Source organism: Microcoleus sp. Pol17C6, assembly GCF_036701145.1.
Classification (GTDB): domain Bacteria; phylum Cyanobacteriota; class Cyanobacteriia; order Cyanobacteriales; family Microcoleaceae; genus Microcoleus.
In genome coordinates this window covers 1-24582 of record NZ_JAUBQH010000036.1, presented here as the reverse complement: position 1 = coordinate 24582, position 24582 = coordinate 1, and the positions used below count along the sequence as shown (strand labels likewise).

Annotated in this window: 21 protein-coding genes; 13 read left to right on the top strand and 8 right to left on the bottom strand. The window is 45.7% G+C overall.

Annotated elements, in window-relative coordinates:
- Window positions 1-72 precede the first annotated feature (72 nt).
- The 5 genes from QUA25_RS18365 (at window position 73) to QUA25_RS18345 (ending at window position 6597) form a co-directional block, all read left to right on the top strand.
- Window positions 73-579 (top strand): hypothetical protein, encoded by a 507-nt coding sequence (locus QUA25_RS18365; RefSeq protein ID WP_333040303.1) that lies wholly within the window; start codon window positions 73-75, stop codon window positions 577-579.
- A 74-nt stretch (window positions 580-653) separates the two neighbouring features.
- Window positions 654-1244 (top strand): Uma2 family endonuclease, encoded by a 591-nt coding sequence (locus QUA25_RS18360; protein WP_333040301.1) that lies wholly within the window; start codon window positions 654-656, stop codon window positions 1242-1244.
- Window positions 1245-1448: 204 nt separating this feature from the next.
- The gene (locus QUA25_RS18355) at window positions 1449-4739 is read left to right on the top strand and encodes a DEAD/DEAH box helicase (protein ID WP_333040299.1); all 3291 of its coding nucleotides are present in this window, start codon (window positions 1449-1451) and stop codon (window positions 4737-4739) included.
- A 15-nt stretch (window positions 4740-4754) separates the two neighbouring features.
- Complete coding sequence (locus tag QUA25_RS18350) at window positions 4755-5579, top strand: SWIM zinc finger family protein (RefSeq protein WP_333040298.1); 825 nt, start codon at window positions 4755-4757, stop codon at window positions 5577-5579.
- A 238-nt stretch (window positions 5580-5817) separates the two neighbouring features.
- Window positions 5818-6597, top strand: coding sequence for a photosystem II S4 domain protein (locus QUA25_RS18345; protein WP_333040296.1), 780 nt, complete (start codon window positions 5818-5820; stop codon window positions 6595-6597).
- Between the two features lie 182 nt (window positions 6598-6779).
- Here QUA25_RS18345 and QUA25_RS18340 read toward each other — a convergent pair whose 3' ends face one another.
- Window positions 6780-7565: an SDR family oxidoreductase gene (locus tag QUA25_RS18340; protein ID WP_333040294.1), complete on the bottom strand. Its 786-nt coding sequence runs from the start codon at window positions 7563-7565 to the stop codon at window positions 6780-6782.
- Window positions 7566-7660: 95 nt separating this feature from the next.
- Here QUA25_RS18340 and QUA25_RS18335 point away from each other — a divergent pair, with 95 nt between their 5' ends.
- Window positions 7661-8995, top strand: a complete 1335-nt coding sequence (locus QUA25_RS18335; protein WP_333040292.1) for a hypothetical protein — start codon at window positions 7661-7663, stop codon at window positions 8993-8995.
- 58 nt (window positions 8996-9053) lie between these two features.
- Here the strand turns inward: QUA25_RS18335 and QUA25_RS18330 are convergent, their stop codons facing one another.
- The 3 genes from QUA25_RS18330 to QUA25_RS18320 all read right to left on the bottom strand — a co-directional run bounded on the left by QUA25_RS18330 (window position 9054) and on the right by QUA25_RS18320 (window position 12948).
- Window positions 9054-9290 (bottom strand): 2Fe-2S iron-sulfur cluster binding domain-containing protein, encoded by a 237-nt coding sequence (locus QUA25_RS18330; RefSeq protein ID WP_333040291.1) that lies wholly within the window; start codon window positions 9288-9290, stop codon window positions 9054-9056.
- A gap of 89 nt (window positions 9291-9379) precedes the next feature.
- Entirely contained in the window at window positions 9380-10846 is a 1467-nt protein-coding gene (gene cobQ / locus QUA25_RS18325) for a cobyric acid synthase CobQ (protein WP_333040289.1), read from the bottom strand.
- A 395-nt stretch (window positions 10847-11241) separates the two neighbouring features.
- The gene (locus tag QUA25_RS18320; protein WP_333040287.1) at window positions 11242-12948 is read right to left on the bottom strand and encodes a Ycf66 family protein; all 1707 of its coding nucleotides are present in this window, start codon (window positions 12946-12948) and stop codon (window positions 11242-11244) included.
- Window positions 12949-13319: 371 nt separating this feature from the next.
- Here QUA25_RS18320 and QUA25_RS18315 point away from each other — a divergent pair, with 371 nt between their 5' ends.
- Window positions 13320-13502 (top strand): hypothetical protein, encoded by a 183-nt coding sequence (locus QUA25_RS18315; protein ID WP_333040285.1) that lies wholly within the window; start codon window positions 13320-13322, stop codon window positions 13500-13502.
- A gap of 373 nt (window positions 13503-13875) precedes the next feature.
- Window positions 13876-14313, top strand: coding sequence for a DUF6918 family protein (locus QUA25_RS18310; protein WP_333040283.1), 438 nt, complete (start codon window positions 13876-13878; stop codon window positions 14311-14313).
- A 120-nt stretch (window positions 14314-14433) separates the two neighbouring features.
- On the opposite strand, the gene QUA25_RS18305 is transcribed toward QUA25_RS18310, so the two are convergent.
- The 3 genes from QUA25_RS18305 to QUA25_RS18295 form a co-directional block, all read right to left on the bottom strand.
- The gene (locus tag QUA25_RS18305) at window positions 14434-15936 is read right to left on the bottom strand and encodes a HoxN/HupN/NixA family nickel/cobalt transporter (RefSeq protein ID WP_333040281.1); all 1503 of its coding nucleotides are present in this window, start codon (window positions 15934-15936) and stop codon (window positions 14434-14436) included.
- 263 nt (window positions 15937-16199) lie between these two features.
- Window positions 16200-17606, bottom strand: a complete 1407-nt coding sequence (locus tag QUA25_RS18300; protein ID WP_333040279.1) for a tetratricopeptide repeat protein — start codon at window positions 17604-17606, stop codon at window positions 16200-16202.
- Between the two features lie 95 nt (window positions 17607-17701).
- On the bottom strand, window positions 17702-18916 hold the full coding sequence (locus QUA25_RS18295) for a DUF4331 domain-containing protein (protein WP_333040277.1): 1215 nt from the start codon (window positions 18914-18916) through the stop codon (window positions 17702-17704).
- 525 nt (window positions 18917-19441) lie between these two features.
- Here QUA25_RS18295 and QUA25_RS18290 point away from each other — a divergent pair.
- From QUA25_RS18290 to QUA25_RS18275, 4 genes are all read left to right on the top strand, one after another.
- Window positions 19442-20008, top strand: coding sequence for a sigma-70 family RNA polymerase sigma factor (locus QUA25_RS18290; protein ID WP_333040274.1), 567 nt, complete (start codon window positions 19442-19444; stop codon window positions 20006-20008).
- A gap of 150 nt (window positions 20009-20158) precedes the next feature.
- Complete coding sequence (locus tag QUA25_RS18285; protein WP_333040273.1) at window positions 20159-20773, top strand: cupin domain-containing protein; 615 nt, start codon at window positions 20159-20161, stop codon at window positions 20771-20773.
- A 212-nt stretch (window positions 20774-20985) separates the two neighbouring features.
- Complete coding sequence (locus QUA25_RS18280; RefSeq protein ID WP_333040272.1) at window positions 20986-21459, top strand: DUF732 domain-containing protein; 474 nt, start codon at window positions 20986-20988, stop codon at window positions 21457-21459.
- Window positions 21460-21662: 203 nt separating this feature from the next.
- Complete coding sequence (locus QUA25_RS18275; protein ID WP_333040271.1) at window positions 21663-22481, top strand: hypothetical protein; 819 nt, start codon at window positions 21663-21665, stop codon at window positions 22479-22481.
- 92 nt (window positions 22482-22573) lie between these two features.
- Here the strand turns inward: QUA25_RS18275 and QUA25_RS18270 are convergent, their stop codons facing one another.
- Complete coding sequence (locus QUA25_RS18270) at window positions 22574-23161, bottom strand: acireductone dioxygenase (RefSeq protein WP_333040269.1); 588 nt, start codon at window positions 23159-23161, stop codon at window positions 22574-22576.
- Window positions 23162-23455: 294 nt separating this feature from the next.
- Between QUA25_RS18270 and QUA25_RS18265 the strand changes: the two genes are divergently transcribed.
- On the top strand, window positions 23456-24582 hold a 1127-nt coding region (locus QUA25_RS18265), incomplete at its 3' end, for an RNA-guided endonuclease TnpB family protein (protein ID WP_333040268.1).

The following is a 24582-nucleotide window of genomic DNA, read 5'->3' as shown; positions in this document are numbered from 1 at the left end:
TTAGCTAGTATGTCTTTTCGGTCTATAATAGACTTTGGGTATTCAAGCCTAACTATCAGGAATTGTTTTCTAATGAATTATCTTATCGCCGTACTGTCCGATCGAATTCAAGCCGAAGCTGCCTACTGTGCTCTCGAAAAAGAAGGCTTGCCTATGAAGCAAGTGAGTATTTTGGGCCGCGGCTACAAAACTGCTGATGAATTTGGCTTGATCGACCCGAACCAGCAAGCGAAGAAACAAGCTAAACTCATGGCTATTTGGCTGATTCCCTTTGGCTTTATTGCTGGCGTTACTTTCAGTCTGATGACTGAGTTGAAGACTTTTGCCTGGGCGGGCGAAATTGGCGATCACGCGATCGGCGGAGTGCTAGGTGCGATCGCCGCTGCAATGGGCAGCGTTTTTGTTGGAGGCGCGGGCGGTATGGCTTTTGGTAGCGGCGATGCTTTGCCCTACCGCAACCGTTTGAATGCGGGTAAATTTTTGATTGCGGTTAAGGGTACTGATGATTTGACTGGGAAAGCTGCGAAGATTTTGCAGCAGTTTAAACCCGAAAATATCCAAGGTTATACAGAGACTTAGTTATTTGTTTGTTAACAGTTGACGGTTAACTGTTAACTGTTGACATTCAACTCGTGTAATATTTGGAGGCAGTTATGGAATTACAAACTATCCCCCTACATTCTCCCCTAGAATTAACGCTCGAATTAACTGATGAGCAGTTTTTTCAGTTGTGTATAGACAACCGGGATTTAAGATTTGAGCGCACTGCTAGTGGAGGATTGATTATTATGCCACCTACAGGTAGCGAGACGGGTAATTTCAACATTGACTTATCGTATCAACTTCAATCTTGGAGCCGTCAAAATAAGCATTTGGGAATGGCTTTTGATTCTTCAACTGGATTTAAACTGCCCGACGGTACAGATATTTCTCCCGATGCTGCTTGGATTCGGCGCGACAGGTGGGATGCTTTAACTGCGGAAGAAAAAAAGAAATTTGCGCCGATTTGTCCCGATTTTGTGGTGGAATTGCGATCGACCACTGACTCCCTAGAAAAATTGCGGGCTAAAATGGAAGTGTATGTGAAAAATGGAGCGAGGTTGGGATGGTTGCTCGATCGCAAAAATAGAAAAGTAGAGATATCCCGTCAAGGTAGAGAAGTAGAAATTTTAGATGAACCTGCAACTCTGTCCGGTGAAGATGTATTACCCGGTTTTGTGTTGGATTTAACAGATATTTTCTAAATTGGTAAGAAGACTCGGCGGTTGAAACCGCATCTATCAAGTCAAAACCAGCAGAGGGTGGTTAAAGAGGACAACTGGGGTAAAATTACGTTATTCGGCATCCAGCAGACATGGTTTGTATAAACCTGCTTCCAACCGCCTTCTTATCTTTTCCCACTCATTCATGATATGATAGGCTGCCAAAGGTTGCGTTTGGTATGACCTATGAAAATCCTCCACGGCACTTGGATTCCTCAAACAGAAGAGAGTTTTGTTCAAGGTGGAACTTTTTGTCTTTGGGTTGAAACCACTCAAAAGAAAAAACAGCCTGCTAAGGTTCATCCCCGACAATTGGAGACGGCACAGTTAAGAGAGTTTCTAACGAAAGAAGCCGGGATTCAACTGTCACCAGTCAGCAATACAAGTGCGATGGGGCGAGAATACGCGATCGTCCCTCGGTATTTTTTACTGCCCACTGCCGACAACCAGCCGTTGCCCTCTTTAGAACTAGCGCGATATTTAGAGACAGAGTTACCCGAAACATTTGAGTTGGAGTATTGGGAAGTTGATTGTGTGTCCATCGCCACCCACACTTTGACTAAAGTATTGAACGATCTGCATTTTTTTGCCCTCTACGATTTAGCAGAAGTTCAGTTTGGTTCAGACTTGCTATTTTGGTATCACTACACCCAATTTTTTAAGCAAATTGTTCTGAAAGATCATTATATTCCGGCGTTGCGCTATCGAGAAACTGCTCCGATCGCGATCGCACCCATCGAAACATCCGAACCCGCTGAGAAAGCCACGCGCGGGCGTAAGAAAGCGGGCGAGACAAAAACCAAAACAACTGCAAAAACTCCAAAAACACCTGCCAAAATTGCACCCAGCTTTGAGATTTATCCGGGATGGGAAATTGTTTCAACACAGTACGAAACTGATTTACAACGCTATGTTGAATGGATGCCTTTAGTTTGTGTGTCCGGTTTTCGGAAGATCCAGCTACAAGATACACCAAAGTTATACGATCGCGAACGGTTACTGCGGCATTTTTCCGAGTGTGCGATCGCGGAAATTGTCACTCAAACCCCCATCCCAGCATCGTTTGAAAATAAGATTGCGGATTCTTTACTGCAAATCTGCCTCAACCAAACACGAAAAATCGCGCGAGTAAGCCTTGAGCAATACCGGCAATGGCAAACCTGGCGCGATCGCATTACGCGCAATCAATCTGCTGACTCATTCTCCCTCTGCTTTCAATTACAATCCCCCGAAAACCCAGAACAGCCTTGGGTTTTAGAGTTTCAGGTGGCTGCGAAAAAAGATCCATCTCTGCGGATGCCGTTGCAGGATTATTGGCGATCGCGATCGACTCAACAAAAACAGTTGCAAACACAATTCGGAGACAACTTTGAGCAACATTTGCTGACAAATCTCGGCTACGCTGCCCGCATTTATCCCCAACTTTGGCAAGGGCTAGAAACCGACAAACCCGTTAACATTTCCCTCAGCTTAGATGATGCTTTCACCTTCCTCAGCGAGTCCGCTTGGGTATTAGAAGATGCCGGATACAAAGTGATTGTCCCCGCTTGGTGGACGCCGAAGGGACGACAGCGGGCGAAGATTCGCCTGCAAGTTAAAGGGAAGGGCAGCAAGAGCGCGGCAATCAAGGGCAAAGGATTGTTTTCGGCGGATTCCTTGGTGGAATATCAGTATGAATTGGCGATCGGGGGTGAACGGGTTAGCGAACAAGAATGGCAGGCGTTAGTAAGCGCTAAAACGCCTTTAGTGCAGTTCCGAGGACAATGGATGGAACTGGACAAAGACAAGATGCAGGAGATGCTAAGTTTTTGGCAAAAACATCGCGAAGAAAACCCCGATTTAAGCCTGATTGACTTTATGAAGTTGACGGCAGAAGGAGAAGCGAGCGAACAGTTGGAGGTGGAGCGCGATCGGGCTTTATCGGATATGTTGGAGAAGCTGAACGATAAGAGTCGGTTAGAGTTAATTGCAGATCCAGCAAAGTTTCAGGGCAAGTTACGGGATTACCAAAAGCGCGGCGTTTCTTGGTTGAGTTATTTGGAAAGTTTGGGATTAAATGGCTGTCTTGCCGATGATATGGGTTTGGGTAAATCGGCGCAGGTAATTGCTCGATTATTGCAAGAGCGGGAAGTTTTATATACTACAAAAGAGACGGAACAAAAGACAGAAAATGCGATCGCACCTTCGGTTCTACCCACGCTGCTAATTGCGCCCACTTCCGTAGTTGGTAACTGGCAAAAGGAAATGGAAAAGTTTGCTCCCGAATTGCGATCGCTCATACACCACGGCCCTGGGCGCTTGCAAGATGCCAAGGAATTCAAAGCCGCCGTCCAAGGTTGCGATATGTTGATTACTTCCTTTACCTTGGTGCGAAAAGATGAGAAGCTGTTGAGCAGCGTAGCGTGGCATCGCGTGGTAATTGATGAAGCCCAGAATATTAAAAATCCGAAAGCGGCGCAAACCAAGGCGATTTTAAAGTTACCCGCTACCCATCGACTGGCATTGACTGGAACACCCGTGGAAAATCGATTGCTGGATTTATGGTCAATTTTTAATTTCCTCAATCCGGGCTATCTGGGCAAAGAGGCACAGTTTCGGAAGTTGTTTGAGATCCCGATTCAAAAAAATGGGAGTCGCACGCAATCGGCAGCGCTCAAAAAATTAGTGGAACCCTTTATTCTCCGGCGCCTGAAAACCGATAAGTCGATTATTCAGGATCTCCCCGACAAAGTTGAGCAAAAACTCTACTGCAATCTCACCCGCGAGCAAGCTTCGCTTTATGAAGCGATTGTGAAAGAGGTAGAACAAGAAATTGACGCGGCGGAAGGGATGAAGCGCAAGGGGATGATTTTGGCGACACTGCTGAAGCTGAAGCAAATTTGTAACCATCCGCGCCAGTTTTTGCAAGATGAAAGTGAGTTTACACCAGAGCGATCGCACAAACTGGAACGGCTGATCGAGATGATTGAGGAAGTCAAAGCAGAAGGCGAAAGTTTATTGGTATTTACGCAGTTTACAGAACTGGGAAGCGCATTGGAAAAATATATTAAACAAACGCTACATTACAACACTTACTACATCCACGGGGGAACCAGTCGCGAAAAACGGGAACGGATGATTTCAGAGTTTCAAGATCCAGAGTCTGAACCTTCGGTTTTTATTCTGTCACTGAAGGCGGGTGGCGTGGGAATTACGCTGACAAAAGCCAATCACGTGTTCCATTTCGATCGCTGGTGGAATCCGGCGGTGGAAGATCAGGCGACGGATCGGGCGTTTCGGATCGGACAGCAAAAAAATGTGTTTGTGCATAAGTTTGTGGCGATTGGCACTTTGGAAGAAAAGATTGACCAAATGATTGAGGACAAAAAGAAATTGGCAGGGTCAATTATTGGTGCTGATGAATCGTGGTTGACTGAGTTGGATAATGAGGCATTTAAGAAATTAATTAGGCTCAATAAAAATGCAGTTTTAGATTAGGAGAAACCAAAAAATATGTCACAATTTACTCGGACTTGGTGGGGCAATAAATTTATCGATGGGCTGGAAAGATTTACCGATTCGGGGCGACTCGGACGGGGACGTTCATATGCACGAAACGGCAAGGTAAAAAGCTTTGGCATGAATGATGGGTTAGTGATGGCACAGGTGAGAGGCTCGGTTAATCCTTATTTTGGGGTTTATAAGGAGCCTCTGTACACAACTCAAATTGAGTTTGAGCCAATTAGTCAGGAAAAGTGGCAAATGGCGATCGCCCAAATGGCATCAAAAGCCAGCTTCATTTCCCGGCTGCTTCTCAACGAAATGCCCGACAACATTGAAAATGCTTTCTCACCCCTCGGATTGCACCTTTTACCCAGCAGCCGCGAGGACTTTAAGACTACTTGCTCTTGCCCAGACTATAGCAATCCCTGCAAACATATTGCCGGAGTTTATTATTTGGTGGCGGCCGAATTGGACAAAGATCCATTTTTACTGTTTGAATTACGGGGGCTTTCTAAGGAAGTGCTGCACCGCGAATTGGCAAAAACGCCTTTGGGAATGGCGCTTTCTGCCGAGTTAACGGCGGATGCAGCGGCCCCTGTGGCGGTGGATTCCTATTACACGCGGGCGATCGCCAGTGAGGCGCAAACGGTCAGCCTGAAAGAGTTTTGGCATGGTGCGAAGCGATTACCGCAGACGATTGAGGTGGCAGCGCAAAGTGGGGTAAGTGCGATCGTGGTGAAGAAACAGGGAGATTTTCCACAGTTTTGGCACAAGGATGGTTCGTTTATTGAGGCGATGGAAGAGTTGTATTTGCGGGTGAAGAAGAATAAGTAGTTGGGTGGACAATTTTGCTGCCATACTCGCTCGAGCTCTTGCAAAAACTTAAACTCGAAGACTTCATAGATTTGGTACAATAATCGTGCTCATCATATCAGCTTTACCAGCAACTAAAATCGTAAGATCGTTATTTGATGATTTTAGACTATAATTAAGTTAGTGCGACTGTTAAAAAAGTAGACTTTTTAGTTACAGCAAGCTTTGGCAATTTCAAATTAGAATCTAAAATTGACTGATGTTACCAAGAGAAGAACTGTTAAAAGGCATTGAAAACCGCGAATGTGTGGCGCGGGCGCTCGACCAAGCGGAACAAGCAATTAAAACTTGGGAAGTTACTCTGACTGATTTTCTGTCGCCTCCAGAATTGGCGGACACTCTGACGGTATTTAAGCGGTTAACAGATGTGGAATTAGTGGCTTGGGGCGGCTACCCGCAAGCTGAAAGACAAAGAATTGCGATCGCGCGATCGGATATCCCGATCGACTCTGGTAGCGTTAACGTTGCGGCCGTAGAAATCGCTGGCAATTTCTTGTTCGATACAGCTTCTCACCGCGACTTTTTGGGGGCGATGTTGGGTACGGGAATTGTCCGCGAGAAAACGGGCGATGTGATTGTTTTGGGAGAACGCGGCGCGCAAGCCATTGTCATGCCGGAGATGGTAGAGTATTTGGAGATGAGTTTGCAGCAAGTGCGATCGGTTCCTGTACAAACGCGCCGCATTGAGTTGAGCGAACTCAAAATTAGAGAACCCAAAAAGAAAGAAATGACCACGGTTGAAGCATCGATGAGATTGGATGCTGTCGCTTCGGCTGGATTCGCAATGTCTCGCAGCAAAATGGCCGATTTAATTGACAGCGGTGACGTGCGAGTTAACTGGAAAGACATTACTCAAGCTAGTTATAATGTCAAGTCGGGAGATTTAATTGCTGTTACGGGCAAGGGAAGATTGGAAATTGGAGAAGTTGCGGTTACTAAGAAGGAACGCTATCGAGTCCAGTTAACTCGATATTTGTAATTCTCGGAATTAGTAATTGGGAATTGGGAATTAGGAATTTTTCCCCTGTTCCTTTTTCCCAATCTCGGCTAAATGGGTTAAATCTCGTACACAATCTGTTGCCGAACTTTCCTAGAACCCACCTCGGTTAAATCCGTTAAATCCCGTAGATAGACTACTTCCTTGCCGAACTTCCTTCGTAATTAAGCTTTCGCCCGAAACACCTTTTCTACCGACTTCACCAAAAGTTCTCGCGGCATCAATCGAGGCATATTGGCGATGATTTGATTGGGAATTCCCCCTGTCACAACATTAGACTCATTTTTGTCTAAAGCTTTCAAAGCATCTCGCACTACTTCCGCCGCAGGAACGAGTTTTTGCCCGCTGCTGGATGCCATAGCTTTCGGAAATTCAGCTACTGCAAAAAAGTCCGATTCAGTCGGCCCTGGGCAAAGGCACAAAACGCCAATTCCTAAATCTTTGTTTTCCGCCCAAAGTGCCTCGCTGAAACTCTGAACAAAGGCTTTACTTGCTGCGTAAATTGATAAGTACGGCATGGGTTGAAAAGCTGCGATAGAAGCAACATTGATGATACTTCCCGAATTTCTTTGGCGCATTCCCTGCAAAAATAAGTGCGAAAGTTCTACTAATGCTACAATATTTAGTTGCACCATTGTTAGTTGTTTCGCAAGCGGGCGATCGGCAAAAACACCGTAATCCCCAAAACCCGCATTGTTCACCAACAAATCAACCGTCCAACCTTTTTTAACAACCGTCTCAAATACAGCAGTTCCAGCGCCCGGTGCGCTCAAATCTTGCACGATTACTTCTATCTGAACTTTGAATTCCTGTTGCAGTGTAGCAGCTAGCTGTTGCAATTTGTCTTCGGATCGAGCTACCAAGATTAGATTGTGCTGGCGTTTGGCTAATTCGGCGGCAAAGGCTGCACCAATTCCGCCAGAAGCACCGGTGATTAAAGCAGTCGGCATGAAATTAATTCGGATATTTGATGTGGGCTTTATATATTTTAACAATTATTTACACGGGAACCTGTAAAATAATTAAAAGGGAATAGGTGAGTTTTATGGCGCGTCTTACCGATCGAGCTTTTGAAATTTTGCGGGTCGAAGTTGACAAGTGCGCGGCGGCTGATAGTCTAGCCGGTGATGTCTACCGACGGATGGTAATCAAGCGGTTAGAGAAATTACGCTTGCAAAACGGCACTTTCGCCTCAATAGAAGAAATCCGCGATACATTCAAAGACGAATTTCCCAACTTCAGCGAACAAGCTCTCAAAGCAGCCGTCAAAGCCAACCGCCCGCCGGGATTGTTCGGTAAAATCATCTTTGCTGGGAGTTTGCTGGGAAGTGCGGCGGGGATAATTTGGCTGCTAAATCTACCTTTTCCGATGATTCGCTGGCCCGTAGCCAAAACAATGCCGATATTGTTGCTGCCGAGTTTTATGAGTATGGATCACAATTACCGGCAGGCGATCGCCCTTGTGGAACAATCCGATCAACTGGTGAATAAAGCCACTGCTGTCGCTGATTTTGACTTGGGCGAAATTAAAGCAAAAGAGGCGCAAAAACATCTCGACGCCTTACCGGTGTGGTTCCTCGGCTATTACCCAAAGAGGTACTGCTCTTTTTTCCGCTGCAGTTGGCGGTTTACATTCGATGAATTTGAAGCCGCCCGCAAAAATGTGGGGCGGATGGAGGCTCAGATTTTCCAGCAAAAAAATGCTTTTACTCAGTTAAATCAAGTCGAACAAACGCTAAAGGCCGCGAAACAGGAGTATCAAGATGCAAAAACTGCCGCCGACAGACAAAAAGCGACGGTAAATTGGCAAAGTGCGATCGACCAACTCAATCAAATTCCCGCTGAAACCCTCGCGGGAGAAACGGCTAAGAAAACACTCAAAGCAGCAGAAAGAGACTTTCAAGCAATGGGCGGCGTCGCCACCGGTTCTTTGCAGGCTGACAACTTAATTGAAGCTGCTAAAGAATTTGCTCTCTCCGCCGCCGTCGCCTCCCAAAAACCTCCCCATCCCGCCGCACAGTGGGAGCAAATAGCAGAATTGTGGCAAGAAGGAATTAACCGACTAAAATTAATTTCAGTCGATAATCCGGGTTATCTCGACGCTCAAACTAAACTCGCTGAATATCAAAAAAATTTAGGAATTACCCAGATTAGACTGCAAGCAGAAAAAGATTCTACAACAGCTTTGCAAGCAGCTAAAAACTTGTTTGCCAACTTGCAAAATAATGTGAATTCTCAAAATCCAGGTTACTCCCTCAGCCAGTTGCAACAAATTATCAATCAATTAGAATCCGTCAAACCCGGCACAACGGTTTATCCCGAATCCCAAAAATGGCTGCAATCTGCTCGCAAGAAACAGCAAGAATGGCAAAAAAATTAGTCAGTTGTCAGTTGTCAGTTGTCAGTCAACGGTCAACCGTCAACCGTCAACTAACAAATTACCAAGTCGGGTCAACATACAGATTAATTGTCACTTGCTTTTTCCCCGAAGGGATGCCGGAAATACAAGCACAAATCGTATCTCCGCCATCAATTTCTACTTCGCAAGCGTGACAAGAACCCATGAGACAGCCGGTAGGAATAGAAACCCCTGCACGTTTAGCTACATCTAGCAAAAGCTCTCCAGGTTCAGCTTCAACTGTCACGTTATCTGGTAAAAAAGAAACTTTTGTCATTGAATTTGAACCTCAACTATAACAAACAATAATCAACAGTCAACAGTTAACAGTTAACAGTCAACAGTCAACAGTCAACTGTTAACTAATTAACCTAAAATATGCTTGATATCTAAATGCTTTTCCACGGTATCTGCTAGAGAGTCTAACAGAGTTTCTCGGTGTTCTCGGTAATTAGGAATACCTGTAGGCAAGGCGCGGAGTCCCCGCTGCTGCCGCAAGTGATTTAACCAAGCTCGCCGCCAAGCTCCGTTGTCAAAGATGCCGTGCAGGTATGTACCCCAAATTGATTGAGAAGTATTGACAATGCCTAAACTAGCATCGTCAAATAGCGGTTGAGTCAAATCTGACTCTAGGATTTGCGTTTTTCCTTGATGAATTTCGTAACCGGAAACTGGCAAACCCGGTTGAGGATAGTTAGATGTTACGATTCGTTGGCGGGCAATTTTGTTCGGTGCCATCGCAGTTTTCAAAGGCAGCAACCCCAATCCTGGAAATTCTCCCTTTTCTCCCTCAACCCCTTCTTTATCGGTGATACTTTGTCCCAGCATCTGAAAGCCGCCGCAAACTCCCATGACTGTACCGCCAGCTACTAAATAATTTTGAATAGCTTTTGCCATACCTGTTTGGCGCAGCACTTGCAAATCGGAAATTGTAGTTTTAGAGCCTGGTAAAATCACGGCGTCTGGATGGCCTAACTGGTCTTTTGGGCTGACATATTTGACGCTGACGCTAGTTTCCGACTCTAACGGGTCAAAGTCGGTAAAATTGGAAATTCGGGGCAGGCGGATGACCGAAATATTGATGTCGGTTTGAGAATTGGGAGAACGCCGATCGAGCAAATCCAGAGAATCTTCTGAGGGAAACACTTCGTCTATCCAAGGAATCACCCCAACTACCGGGATTCCCGTCCTTTCTTCTAGCCAAGTCAGACCGGGATCTAAGATCGATTTTTGTCCTCGGAACTTATTAATAATGAATCCTTTAATTAAAGCCCGTTCGTCTGGATCGAGCAATTCCAAAGTACCGATAATGTGAGCAAAAGCACCACCGCGATCGATATCAACTACTAGCAAAGTTCGAGCCTTTAAATATTTAGCTACCCGCATATTTGTTAAATCGCGGTGTTTGAGATTAATCTCAGCAGGGCTACCGGCTCCCTCACAAACAATCATGTCAAATTCTTGGCCGAGAAATTCTAAAGATTCCCGAATAGCTTGCCAGCCGAGATCGAAATACTGCTCGTAATATTGAGATGCTCGCACATTAGCGATCGCCCGACCCTTGACAATTAATTGAGAAGTCATGTCTCCTTGTGGCTTTAGCAAAATCGGATTCATTTCTACCCAAGGTGCGACGCCCGCAGCCCAAGCTTGCACTGCTTGAGCGTAACCAATCTCTCCGCCGGCCGCTGTGACATAGGAATTCAGTGCCATATTCTGACCTTTAAACGGAGTTACCCGCCAGCCTCGCCGAGAAAAGATTCGACACAAAGCTGCCACGAGTAAAGATTTCCCTGCGTGAGATGTTGTTCCCACGACCATAATTGCTTTCATAATATTAAGGGAGAAGGAAGTTCGGCAACGCGCAGTGTAAGGGATTTAATATCTATTCCGGTTACACCGTCCGTGATTGTTGATTGTTGACTGTTAACTGTTGACTCGGAGTCTAAAAACTAAATGGTTGAGTGTTAACTGTTGACTCAATTTTATTATTCCGATGCAACCGGAAACCATATAACGGATTTAACGGATTTAACCGATCGATGTTGAGGACTGAAGTCAAGCGTGAAGGAAGAGGGCAGAAGAAAAAAGTAAGAAGTAAAAAGTAAGAAGGCAGAAGGCAGAATAAAAAAAATTCTGGTTTCTACCTTTTACTTTCTGCCTCAAGATGACGGCTGATCTTCGCCGGATACCTTCTCAGACTTGGATTCAGTGGCCGCTTGAGCAGCTTATACTAGATCCGGAGGAGGGGGATTCGGGCGAATCAATTCCGGTTGTTCTCCCTCAGAAGATGGTTTTTTATCTGTAGGCGGGGGATTTGGGCGAATCAATTCCGGTTGTTCTCCCTCAGAAGATGGTTTTTTATCTGTAGGGGGGGGATTCGGGCGAATCAATTCCGGTTGTTCTCCCTCAGAAGATGGTGTTTTATCTGTAGATTCGATCGAGATCACTGATACTGAAACCGTTTCCACCTGCACGCTCAACCCAGGTTCTCCCGGTACTTCTATCTCTACAGGCTCTGCCATTTCCACCACAGTCATTTCTATCGATACTGCAGGGGCTTCTGCTTCCGGTACGCCTGCTGCTGCTTCCGGTTCACCAACCGCAGCCAGCGGTGTCTGGGTTTCCAGAGATACTGCAGGGGCTTCTGCTTCTAGCACGCCTGCTGCTGCTTCCGGTTCACCAACCGCAGCCAGCGGTGTCTGGATTTCAGCGGACGATCGATCTTCGATCGGAGTTTCCCCTATTTTGTCAGAACTCGCGGTTTCTGTTGCCATCAAAAATGCCATTGCTTCAACATCGTTGGGAAACGGCACTCCTGGGCTTGTTTCCACAACAGTGTTGCTGCTTTCGGCTGCCACTTCCGCAGCCGCCTGGGCTAATTCGGATTCGAGAATTTGGTCGATACCCGGTGCAGGAGTTGCCGTTATTTTAGATTCAGGTACGGTCGATTCTGGAGTCGCTGAAGGTTTTGGCGTCTGGGGAGTTACATCAGACTTGTTTTTACCCGCACCGAGTCCCAACATACCGCCGAGACTATTTTTGATATTGTCGAACAGACTTCCGAAACCGCCGGATTTTTTAACTGGTTTAGGAGTTGGAGGAGTTGGAGGAGTTGGGGTCGCTGCCGCCGCCGCTGCCGCCTGCGACTCTTTAACGGCTGCCCTCCATTCTGTTTCCTCGTCAAAATCATCGACTTCTGGCTGCTGTTGAGGCTCTGGCTGAGCCTCTGCTGACTCCACACTTGGTGCAACGGCTATTTCTGAAATTTCTAGAGGTAGAGGTGGAGGAGTGAAGCTGCTGGCTGCTGATTCTGTTAGGGGTTGTGAAGTCTCAGCAGCAGGAGTTTCGACTGAAAACACTGGTATTTCTGCAATTGCAGGTGGTTTCGAGTCGGGAATTTTCAAGTCAGGGGCGATCGCACTTTCTGCAGTTGCCTCGTCGATCGCACTTTCAGCAATACTTTCAGCTATGGGGGAAATCGCCGGCTGTTCCTCTAGCTTTACCTCGCCCTTATCCAGAGTGGGTGCTGGAACCACATCAGTTTTCGGTTTGGGCGATCGAACAAACTTAGGTTTTTTCGCCGCTGCTGCTGGTTCTTTTTTCTTGGCAAACAAGCCAGCAAACGGCACGCCTGCTGCCGCCAAATTCGCCGACTGAGGAATCGGCGTTTGCTCAGCAACGGGCGTCACCTGCCGGCGCAAAGTCAGAGTTTCCCAGGCAAACCAGCCCAACATCGCCACGCCCGCCATTTGACCAAGCAGGAGAGCACCAGTAATTCGTCCCGCACAAGCCCATAAAATTAACGCATAAAAAAGCCCTACCCCGCTCCAGGTAAAATCACTTTTGCGGTGCACTTCTGGAAAAAAGAAGGCCGCCATGTAAATACTGAAGCTGCCTAGACCGACCGCCAACGCCAGAATGTATGCAAGCATCTTGTCGGTACCTCCGCTGTGTCAAATAACTTCTACGCGCTAATTCTACCTTTGAGAGAGACTCAACGGCTTCTTTCTCTAGGACAATTCTTGATTTGTAGGGAAGTTCGGCAACGAACCGATGTAAGGAATTTAACACGCTCAACGGATGTTGACGGTAGAAGTGCGATGAAAGATTTCCCACTCTCCCCCACTTCCCTAAGGCCCATCACCCCCTATCCCCACACCCCCTATCCCCATCACCCCCTTCTCAGTGGTGATAGATGTCACTTAACTATGCCCGTGCGATCGCACCAAGCGACTGAGGATGTTTATATGTTGTAGGTGTAAGAGGAATTATGCCCTAGGGCGTATGTATGGGAGACAGTGCCATGTTAGAAAAACTATTATTAGCTGCCGGCTTAACCTTATCGCTTCACATATTTCCCGGACTAAGCACTTCCGCGAAATTACCGAAAAATTTGGTATTGCAATCGAGCGATCGCCCGGCTCAAACCGTGAAACTTCCCATTGTTGCAGTACCTGCGGGCATCAAGCCGAATGTCCAATCCTAATGATACGTGCCAGCTCATACGTGCAAGTGCGATCGGACTTAGGCAGAGCCTTTATAATATTTTTTTCAAGCTGTTCTCTTTTCTATGTGACTGTTCACAACTCATCAGTTTGTAGTCAGGGCTTTAGTCCTCATTAATATCACCTAATAAGGACTAAAGCCCTTACTACAAACCCTAGGCAAATAATTAGTAGCAGATAGAACATTAATTCCCATAACATACTCAACAAATCTCAACATTAGGTTGTGTCATAGACACATTCAAACCTTAAAAAACTTGGGAAACCTTGAGTAAAGGGTCAAAATAGATATATGATGTCAGATTAAGCTTAAAGCTAATAAGCACATTGACTATTAAATCAAGGAAAGTGAAAATGGGACTTAGTGATATTCTCTTGAATGAAAACCACAGAGAAACTTTTGTTGATGACTGTGTAAAGTTGATAGACCAACAAGTTGCAGCAGCGTCAGGATTGGGTGGTATGGCTCTTAAAGCTGCCTACTCTACTGTCAAGGGGATACGGGCTGACTATTGCGCCCAAGTCGTCGATCAACTTCTGCCAGAAATCTCGATCGCACTCGATCCGATGTGGACTGAAGCCGTAAACAATGGCAACCCAGTCGAATATTTTGCTCAAAGAAAAGGTGAAGTAGCAGACGAATTGCTCCAGATAAGTGACAAAAGGGTCGAGAAAAGCACAAGAGGGATGGTTAAAGGCGCCTATGCCAAACTCCGCCCCTCAGCTAAGACTTACGTAGAAAAGGGAGTACCGGATTTAGCCCAAATTATTAATAAACATAGTGCGGCCTGATAAGTGAGCAACGGCTAAAAAACAGGATACCCAGATACCCGGATTCTTCCAGAAATCGGGTATCTACAATCAGACTTATTCGTAAGTTTGCAGTTAGGAGAAAGAGTCCTAATTTTATGCTTATCCATTGCCAATTACCCACTGATTTGCAGCCAATATTTTCAACATCGCCTGTCCGGTAATTCCCAACCCCAAAAAGATTACAAACATCGCACTAATCGCGGGCAGAAATTTAACTGCTGTTATATGTTTTGGCAGTTTCTCAAAATTTTGTTTGGCATAAACTAAGATTAATCCGATCGCACTCAGCACTAAAGCCAATCCCAAACTAAACGCTACCACTAGCGTCATTCCCAAACCAAGATTGCCCAAAGCCGACGCGCTCAACAGCATCACCAAAGCGGAAGGACAAGGCAACAAACCGCCGGAAATTCCCAACGCTAATAAGCTTTTCCAAGTGATAGCAGAACCATCAGCACCGGGAGGCAAATGCGAGTGAATCCGGCCGTCTCCGTGATGGTGGTAGTGGTGAGATATATCGGGTTTTACAGGCTTGAATTCTCGCTCCCAACTTCCTCTGCTCAAAAGATTTACTGGTTCTTCACATTCCGCAGTAAGGACTTTACTCCTTAAAAACCAGTTTTTATTAAAAATTTTAGTTTTGATTTTTTTGAGAACTTCAGTCCTCACTAGCAACCTCGTCTTAATTTTTGATAAGAGTAAGTTAAACCCGATTACGGCTACTAATAAACCAGAGATTAAACTCAGCCAAGGATCTAATTTTTCCGGATCGATCAAGTTAGAAGCAAATAAAGTAATTCCGCCCACAGCAAACACGCCGGCAGTGTGAGTAATTGTAGTTGTTGCTGCTAGAAATAAAGCGTGTACCGGAGTAGCCCGCGAACCCACTAAATAAGCGCCGACTATGGTTTTTCCATGTCCGGGCGACATCGCGTGCACGCATCCCCAAGCAAATGCTCCCGCTACTGCTAGCAGTAAACTCCAACCGGAATCCCAGATAGATTCCTTTCCTGCTAACAAAAAGTCGCGGTTTTGCGGCGTAAACACAAAGCTTTTTACAGCACCGGCTTGTACAATCGTAGCTTGGCAGCTAGCTGTCGGAACTTCGGGCAAAAACAGATTGTAATTAATACGCAATTTCTCTGGTTTGGAGATGGAAATTGAGTCAGGTAAACGGGGGGTTTTATCTTGAGAAGGTGCGGGCCAGGTGTATTCTAAAATTAAGGTGCTGTGGGTATTGGGCTGCTGGATAACACTGGCGGTTTTAGCTGCTATGTCTAGCGGTGTTACTGCTACGGAGCCTTGAATGTTGCTACTGTTGGTGAGGCGGATTTGTTGGCTGAAAAACTTTTCTAGTTGTGTTTGGTGGCTGCGAACTTCAGCAGGTTGTAGCTGGCTGTCTCGATTGTCGTCGGCGAAGTTTGTTAAGCCGGTTGGGAAAGTTAATGTTATTTCGGTTTGCAAATCGTTGACTACTATTTCTGCTACGGATAAGTCTGACCAGTGGGAGTAAACTGGTCTGGTTGAGGTTGTTAGTAAGAATGAAAGTGTTAGGAAAAATAGGATAAATAATTGGTAAATTCGGTTAATTTTGTACTGCATAAATCCCGGGTGTTTTAGTGATTTTCGGATGAATTATTTGTTTTTGTTGTGATTTTTCCGGGGCGCTTACCCGCAAGCCCGCCGGGGATTGAAATCCCCGTCTCATAGCGAAAGTCGGTTAAAACCGACTGAATAGCTAATCAAATTTAACAATTGTGCATTTCAGTCCTATGCAAGAGGACTTAAGCTTTGAGCCAGGGGTTTCAACCCCTGGCGGATTGACGGAATGGCGAACTTGGCCGAATGGCTGCTATTAGCTAATCTCAAAATTCATAACTTCCCAAACCCAATGCTTGGCGGGATCGATCGTCAAAATTCGGGTCAATTTCCTTTGACTTTTGAAAATAAGCGCGAGATTCGGTATCCTTTCCTAAAGTCCGGGCGATCGCACCAGCCCGGTAAAACATCCCCGCATCCCGAATCCCCGATCGTATTATTTCGGCCATCACTCGATCGGCCTTTTGCCATTCCCCAGCACTCGAAAGCGCCCAAGCCAAAGTATCCAAAGTTACAGCATCCCGCCGAATTTTCACCTCCTCCTGCATTAACGCCAGCGCTTCGGTGACATCCTGCGATCGACCTTTTTCCAGCAGCAAACTTGCCAAATCCCTGCGGTGGCCAAAACCGCCCGATCCAGAAACCTGTTCCTGTCGCAGCCCTGCTTCTGCTTTTTCCCGAAGTCGCCGGGATTCGATCGCATCTCCCTGCAAATCCTTCACCCTTGCCATACCGCGATCGACAATGCGATCGAACACAGTCGCAACCCCGCCAGAATAGGCAGAAACCTTGCTGTAATAGCCTTCCGCCTCCCGGTAATTGCCCTGCCGCGTCTCCAAATCCGCCAAATAAATCAGCGCCAGCGGGTATCGCGGCACCAACCGCAGCGCCTCCAAAAACAGCGCTTTCGCCTGCACAAACTGCCCGCGACGCGCGTAAAATCGACCCAAGAGCGATCGGGCCCGCGCCGAACCAGCAACCTCTCCCGGTTCCTCCGCCGCCATTGCTTGGCGGTAATCCTGCACAACCTCAGCATCTCTGCCCTGAGACTCTCTCACTAAAGCTCTCAAAGTGAGAGAACCCAAGTTAGGAATCCGGTTAACTAAGGCTTCTGCGGCTGCATTTGCCTCGCTCACTTTACCCATCGCTAAGTGAGATGTAACTGCAAGGGCGATCGCATCTTCATTGTCAGAACCCGCCTGTTTAGCAAAGCGCAAAGCAGTAGCAAAATCGTGTCTCGCCTCGGCAATTCGAGCTAAAACTAACAGCGCACCTTTGTTGTCAAAAGGCAAATCGGCGATCGACCTTTGGGCCGCTTGTTCTGCCAATAAAAACCAACCTCCCTCCCCAGTAGCGCGAGCCATTTTTAAATAAGATCCCGCCAGCGCCGCCCGGTTCAAACCGCTGCGGGAATCAACGGCCAACCGCTGCTGGTAAAAAGCAATCTCTTGCTGAATTGCTTCCTTTTGATTGGGATTATTTCTCAAACTTTCCGAAAAATGATAGCGGTAATTAATATCGAGATTTTCGGGACTTTTGTTAGAAAATTTTTCTGAAATAAAACGCAAATTAGGAGGTAAATTCACTACTACCATCCCAACTAAAGGAACCGCTATCAGAAGCCACCACGAGAAAAAATCCGATTTTATTTCCGGTTTAATTTTAGTTTTCATACATCCGCTTTAATCAGCGTTCATCTGCGGTTAAAAAAATAATTTTCCATCTGTCATTAATCACTAAACTATAACTAATGACAGATGACTAATGACTAATTAGGCAAAGCCAAATAAGGAAAATTCGGTTCTAAAGGTTTGTGTCCCTGAGCCGGATTTCCCGGAGTTCCGTTATATGAAACGTTATCGCCAACCGGAGAACCTACCAAAGCTCCCAGAGTGATATCAATAACGTCGTCCATCAGCATACGACCTCCGATCAAGCTTCCTTGAGCATTTGTAGCGCTAGCGTAGCCGCTGGTTTTTGTGGTATCGATCCGCATGACATCGGGCAAGAAAGCTCCGGCGATCGCATTTGGATCGACATTATCCCGACCGTCCAAAAGATCCACAGCATTCAGAGTAGCAACAGCTTCCTGCCGCACCGGAGCAGCAGCAGCACTCAAATCTAATCTCGGAGGAATATTATTAAATGCCTCCAGATAAGCGGGAGAAACTATCAAACCTTCATTAATTGCAGGTCTCGCCAAACGCTCGAATTGTTTGAAACCGCCAGCTCCATCCCGGATCGAAACAGTTGACCAAACATCAAAAGTATTCGCCCCAGTTCCTGCTTGCAAAAACGCTTTTGGAACCCGCACGGCAATTGTATTGACGTTGTAACCTTTAGTAAAGTCGATCGCTTGATTCGGTTGTTTAAAAGCAGTGCGCGGCCCTGTTCCTAAAGCTGCGGCGCGAACTCGGAAAAATTGTTCCACATCAAAGAAAAACGGGTCTTCGCGTAAACCCGCAAATACAGTCAAATTAGAACCGCCCACAGGTACTGTATTCAAAACAGCATTAGAATTCAGCGGAGTTGTGGCAATTAGCCCGCCGTTAACTGTAGTCTTAGCAACAGTCTCCGAGCCGTTGCGAACAACAGTTACAGCTACCGCTTGCATACCTTGATTGTTAGGCGGACTGAAGGCAAACCGCAAGATAATATCCGAACGTCCAGTAGGTGTAGAATTCACGTCACCTACTTGCGTGATGTGAAATTGGTAGAGGGCTGTAGTGCTGAAATAATATTGATAGCGAGCTACAGACCTGGGATTTGAATTCATGGTAAATACTAAATCCCCGTCCGCAGCACCGGAGTTTTGGTCTTTTTCGCGATATACGTACAGGTCAGTTAAATTTACAGCGCGACCTTTGATATCTACTTCGCCGTCGTCGTGATCCGAAGCGACAATTATCCCTGGAGTTAATAGAGCAATTAGAGCTACTTCAATAGCTAGTATGGTTCGGCGAATTTTTTTTGTGAGCTTCACAGTTAGCACCTTTATTTCAATGAGATTTTTCCACAAATCAATGGTAAATAACCCGCATTCGCGGGTTTTACTTTTGTAGCAACAGGTTGAAATCTGTCAACCTGTCGGGCTTTTGCGCTATTGCTGAGCCTTCTCCTATTGGTGGTATACGAAGGTTTCGCAATTTTGGATCTGTGCTGCCAGACTAATTTATGTAAAAAAGTGGGTAATTGAGGATTTACTCGTTCCCGGACTATGCTTGGGAAGGCCCGATTCGAGACAGAGCCTCTCTCGATCGAGTGGAGCCAGAGCATCGCTTATTCTGCATAAAGCGGATTGCTAAGTCTCCAGAAAAGCACTAATTAGGTGGTAAAATTCCAGATGACTTGGGATTTTTACAATTCAAAGCACGACAAAATTAGCCGAAAAAGGCATACTCCAGTTTGTACCCCAACTTCAAACTTACAATTATGTTCTGTAGTGATATACGCCGAATTTTTAATTTTGGATCTGTGCAGTCAAAACAAAAATTTTAGGTACACTGAAATGACAGGCCAGAAGTCAGGCGATGAATCGCTGCTTTTAGTGCAGATTGCCCGGAAAGACGAAACGGCATTAGCTAAACTTTACGATCGCTACGGTCGCCCAAGTTACGCTCTCGCTTACAAAATCCTGGGTTCGGTAGAAGAAGCTGAAGAAGTTGTACTCGATGTTTTTTCCCAAATTTGGCAAAAAGCAGCAACTTACGATCCTTCTCGCAGTCGAGCAGATACCTGGTTGTTCATGCTTACCCGCAGTCGTTCCCTCGATCGCCTGCGAGCGATCCAGCGAACAGTCCGGGCGGCTGAAGCTTGTCTGGAAGATGCTAAAGTACCCATCTCTAGCGTTGCAGAACCGATGGAAGATGCAATGTTTAAAGAACGCAGGGAACAAGTCAAAGCAGCCTTAGAAAAACTGCCAAAGGAACAGCAAGAGGCGATCGAACTAGCCTACTACCAAGGATTGACTTGCGCGGCGATCTCAACTAAAACTGGTATCCCGACAGGTACAATCAAAACCAGAATTCGGTTGGGTATTTCCAAATTGCGTCAAGCTTTGAGCGAAGAATTTTAGAGAGTCAAAAAACAAAATTTAAGTTGTTGAACATCAATCTAAAATTATGGCATCTCCAATCATCCATCTTGAGTGCGAGGGCAGTAGACAAATCTGAAATTTAAAATCAACCTAGGCTGAATTAAAATTAATCGCGGAAAACAGATGGAAATGATGCCAGACGAGGAATATAACATCCTTGCAGCCCTTCAAGCTCTCGATATCCTCGACGAGTCAGAACGTGGCGCATTTGCAGAGAAATTGAAAGAGTCCGCACAAATTAAAAGTGAATTAGCTACTTTGGAAGCAACAATTGCCGCGATCGCCTACACAGCCCCCCCAGTTCCCGTCGCACCCGACCTCAAAAACCGCCTGTTCCAGCGCATAGCAGAACGGCCGCCAACCCCGGTAGAATCAGTCAATTTAAAGCCAATTGTTACTTGCCCAACAGAGAACAATACTCCATCTTTAATAGTGCGATCGCACGATGTCAAATGGAAATCTTATGGAGTTCCGGGAGTCTCGTTTGGCAAGCTTTATATTGACAAAAAAAAGCGCGAAATTACCTGCTTGATGCGACTAGAACCGGGAGCAACATTTCCCCTGCACCGACACGCTGCCTCGGAGGAAGTTTTTGTATTAGAAGGAGACTTAATTGTAGAAGGGGAAATTTGCCATCACGGCGACTACATTCGATCGGTTCCCGGTTCCACACATTCGCCCCTCACACGAGGGGGATGTTTGCTGTTAATGAAAACTTCGCTAGACAACGAAATGTTCGTCTGATATTATGTCGGTTGATTTTCCTGCAATGATTTCTTGTCGGTTAGTCGGGGCTGGTTTATGTATGCCAATTTTTAGTAGAAATTAGAGAGTGTTGGTGAAACTAGCTTTTCCAAGTATTTCGTCGGTTAATTTCCCTGACTCGCTCTAACTCAAGAACGCCATATTGCTCCGCATTATGCGGTTAAAAATCCCAAGTATATCACGTAATTACCATGCTAAATTACTCGCGTTTAACTGCTTTTCTGTCCGCGGTTATTATACAATTTGTACCCAGCAACCAAAGCGCGATCGCCCAAGAACGCGAAGGATGTTTTCTTATTAATTCAGTGGGAGAAGTAATTAACTTAAATTTGTTGTGTTCGCCTCAAGAAGCAGACATTAAGCTGACAGGAAACGATGGCAAATTTCTCGAAGACTACAAACGCTTAGCAAAAAGCTACTCTCCCGAAGCCACGGATAATTTACTGCAAGCAATCCAAAGGGCGCCCGGTCAAAAAATTGCGGCCGCTAAAAGAATGTGTGCGGAAGCAAAAGCGGGAGTTTCTCTGCCGGAAGTTAAATTAAGAGCGATCGGGCAAGCTGTCAGTATCGAAAATCCAAGTCTCAAAGAAAGTTTTCTTGCGGATGCCGATATTATTACCACCCTTGCCGCCAACCATTATTGCCCGGAGTTAGCCAGTAAGTAATATCATGAAATTTGGAGAGACACGCTAAGCGAGCATCTCAGTTTTGCTTTTACTATCCGTGTGCGATCGTCCCCCTGCCACTCGTAAAAAATACTTGTTACAAAACTGAGATGTTTCCCACGGTAATGCCGCGTCTCTAGTTGCAGTTACAATATTAATTGTCCTCTTGTCGCGCAACGATCCATGAAATTACCAGACATGAGATGAAACATTTAAAATCAAGTTCCGCCGACTTGCGGGATTTATTCAAAGACAGCATTACAGTTAAATATCTCGCGGAACCGCTGAAATCTGTCCCCGCTTGCGATGATGCAGCCAAATTGCGATCGTGGATGGAGGCCCGCGATTTTGACGTGCTCGGTATTGAAGAAAAGGGCACGGTTTGCGGCTATGTAGAACGATCGCACTTAGGTAAAGGCAAGTGCAGCGACTACCAGCAAATTTTTCACCCCTCACAATTAATCGCCGCTTCGACTCCTTTGATGGAATTGCTGCCGCTGCTGCGAGAAAAACCGAGATTATTTGTATTAGAAAGCAACAGGATCAACGGTATCGTTACCTGCGGCGATTTGCAAAAAGCACCAGTGCGGATGCTGCTGTTTGGATTGGTGACGCTTCTGGAAATGAATTTACTGCGGATCGTGCGGATTTACTTTCCCCAGGATTCTTGGCAAAAATTGCTTAAGGGCGATCGCATCTTAGCAGCAAAACACCTGTGGGAATTGGGGCGATCGCGAAATGAAGCAATTGACTTAATCGATTACCTGCAATTCTGCGACAAGCGAGATTTAATCCTGACTTCTGCTGAAATAGTCGATCGGTTGGGGCTCAAATCCAAACGCTACGGGGAGCGTTTTTTAAAGTCAGCAGAAGCATTGAGAAACAAATTAGCTCACGCTCAAGATTTAATTAACGGTTCTTCTTGGCCGGAAGTAATTTTTTTAGCCCAGGAAATAGAAGCACTTTTGCAGCGTTGCGAAGAAATTGAAATGGCCGCACCTAATGAAGTAGAGAGCATTTAATCCTAGTCTCTTAGAGAGAGATTTTGTTTGTTGAGTCGCCATTTTAATCGCCTATTTTGATAGAGGAAGGTGCGCCGAAGCGCACCATACATTTAGTTTTTAATTTTTAGTTTCCTGTTAGTATACTGAGGAACCCAGCCTTGAGCAGTGGTGTAATACTGCAAGGCTTTTAAGTACAGCGACGGAGTGAGATAAAACCAATGCTCGGTATTGGCCGGCACTTTAATGTATTCTTCAGCTTGCAGCATTAGTTGTACCTGAGAGCCGTTAGAATACACGAACCCAAAAACGCATTCCCCAGCTAAAATGTGAAGAACTTCTGCATCTGTGTGGGTGTGAGTGCGATCGCTTTGAGTCATCAGCGCGTAAATCTGCTGCGAACCTGGATGCAGAACTTTTAAGTCGCACCACTTATATCCGCTGACGCGCTTGAACTGTTCAAACTCGCTATTAAATGCTGCGAGAATCTGCTGTTTTTCTGTAACATTGAGAATGTCTTGAACGAGCAGTTCTTGAAACGCCGGATTTTCGTTTGCGGGCAGGAAATCGATCTCAATATTTAAAACTGCCAGTTGACTCGCGATCGCCCGGATATCCGTATATGTTCTACCGTCTTCTAGTTGCAGAACAGCCATATTACCACCTAATGTGTTGAGCTTTGAGGGAAATTGAGTTTCCATTTTTAAGCTGCTGTTTTAAGCTTTCGTCAAAAACTAAACTCCTGCTTATTTTCAATAATAGCCGATCGCTAAAATTCCATGTCCTGCCTCGGCAATCATCAAAGCAATACCACCCATCAAATAATTTTGTGGGTTTTTTAACTTTTATTTAACTAATGCGAATGGGAAGTCCCGCGCTCTACCGAAGGTGAGCGTCGGGATGAAAACTCGCGGTAAAAATAAATTGAGCGACAGCGAATCAATATCGTTTTTGTGCGCTATGATGATTTTATCTGTATTCGCCAATCTTGATAAATGTATAAAGCATACAAGTACAGAATTTATCCCACAGATGAGCAAGAAGTCTTGCTTTCAAAGTCTTTTGGCTGTGCGAGATGGTTCTGGAACTATGCTTTGAATCTATGTCAAGAAACTTACAAGAATACCGGGAAAGGACTATCTAGAGCATACATACAAGGCTTGCTGCCTGTACTCAAAAAAGAATACGAATGGCTGAAAGAACCCTATTCTCAATGCTTGCAAGTGGTCGCATTGAATCTATCTACTGCCTACAAAAACTTCTTTGACAAGAGGGCGATGCTGCCCAAGTTCAAAGCCAAGCATGGCAGACAGTCGATCAGCTACCCTCAAAACGTCAAATTCGACGGTGACTATATCAACCTACCTAAGATTGGTTTAGTTTTCTGTCGGCGACATCGTGATTTTGAGGGCGACATCAAGACCGTTACCGTGTCTCGCAACCCGGACGGCAAACATTTTATTTCTGTTTTGATTGACGATGGGAAAGAAAAGCCTGAGTTAGTCCCAGCAGATAAAGCTATTGGCATTGATGTCGGGTTAACCCATTTTGCTATCACCAGTGATGGTTCCAAGTTCGGTAATCCCAAGCATTTTGTTAAACGCCAAAGAAACTTAAAGCGCAAGCAACAGAAGCTTGAGCGCAAAAAGAAAGGCAGTCAAAACAGGAAAAAGGCAAGACGGGCGGTGGCAAAAGTTCACTCCAAAATTGCCAGATGCCGCGAAGATTTTCTACAAAAGCTATCCCGCAAGATAGTCAACGAAAACCAAGTTATTGTAGTAGAAAGTCTCAATATCAAAGGCATGGTAAAGAACCATAATTTAGCCAAATCCATTAGTGACGTTGGCTGGGGTATGTTCTGCACGATGCTTAAGTACAAGTCGGAGAGTGAAGGAAAACAATATATCGAGATTGATCGATGGTTTCCTAGCTCTAAGACTTGCCATGTATGCCTAAATCGAGTTGATAATCTCACTCTTGATGTTAGAGCATGGAGTTGTCAGCGTTGTGGTACTCACCATGACCGTGACGTAAACGCCTCGATAAACATTAGAAATGAAGCCTTGCGGATTTTGGCGTTAGGAACTAGCGCTTCTGCCTGTGGAGGGGATGTAAGTCGATC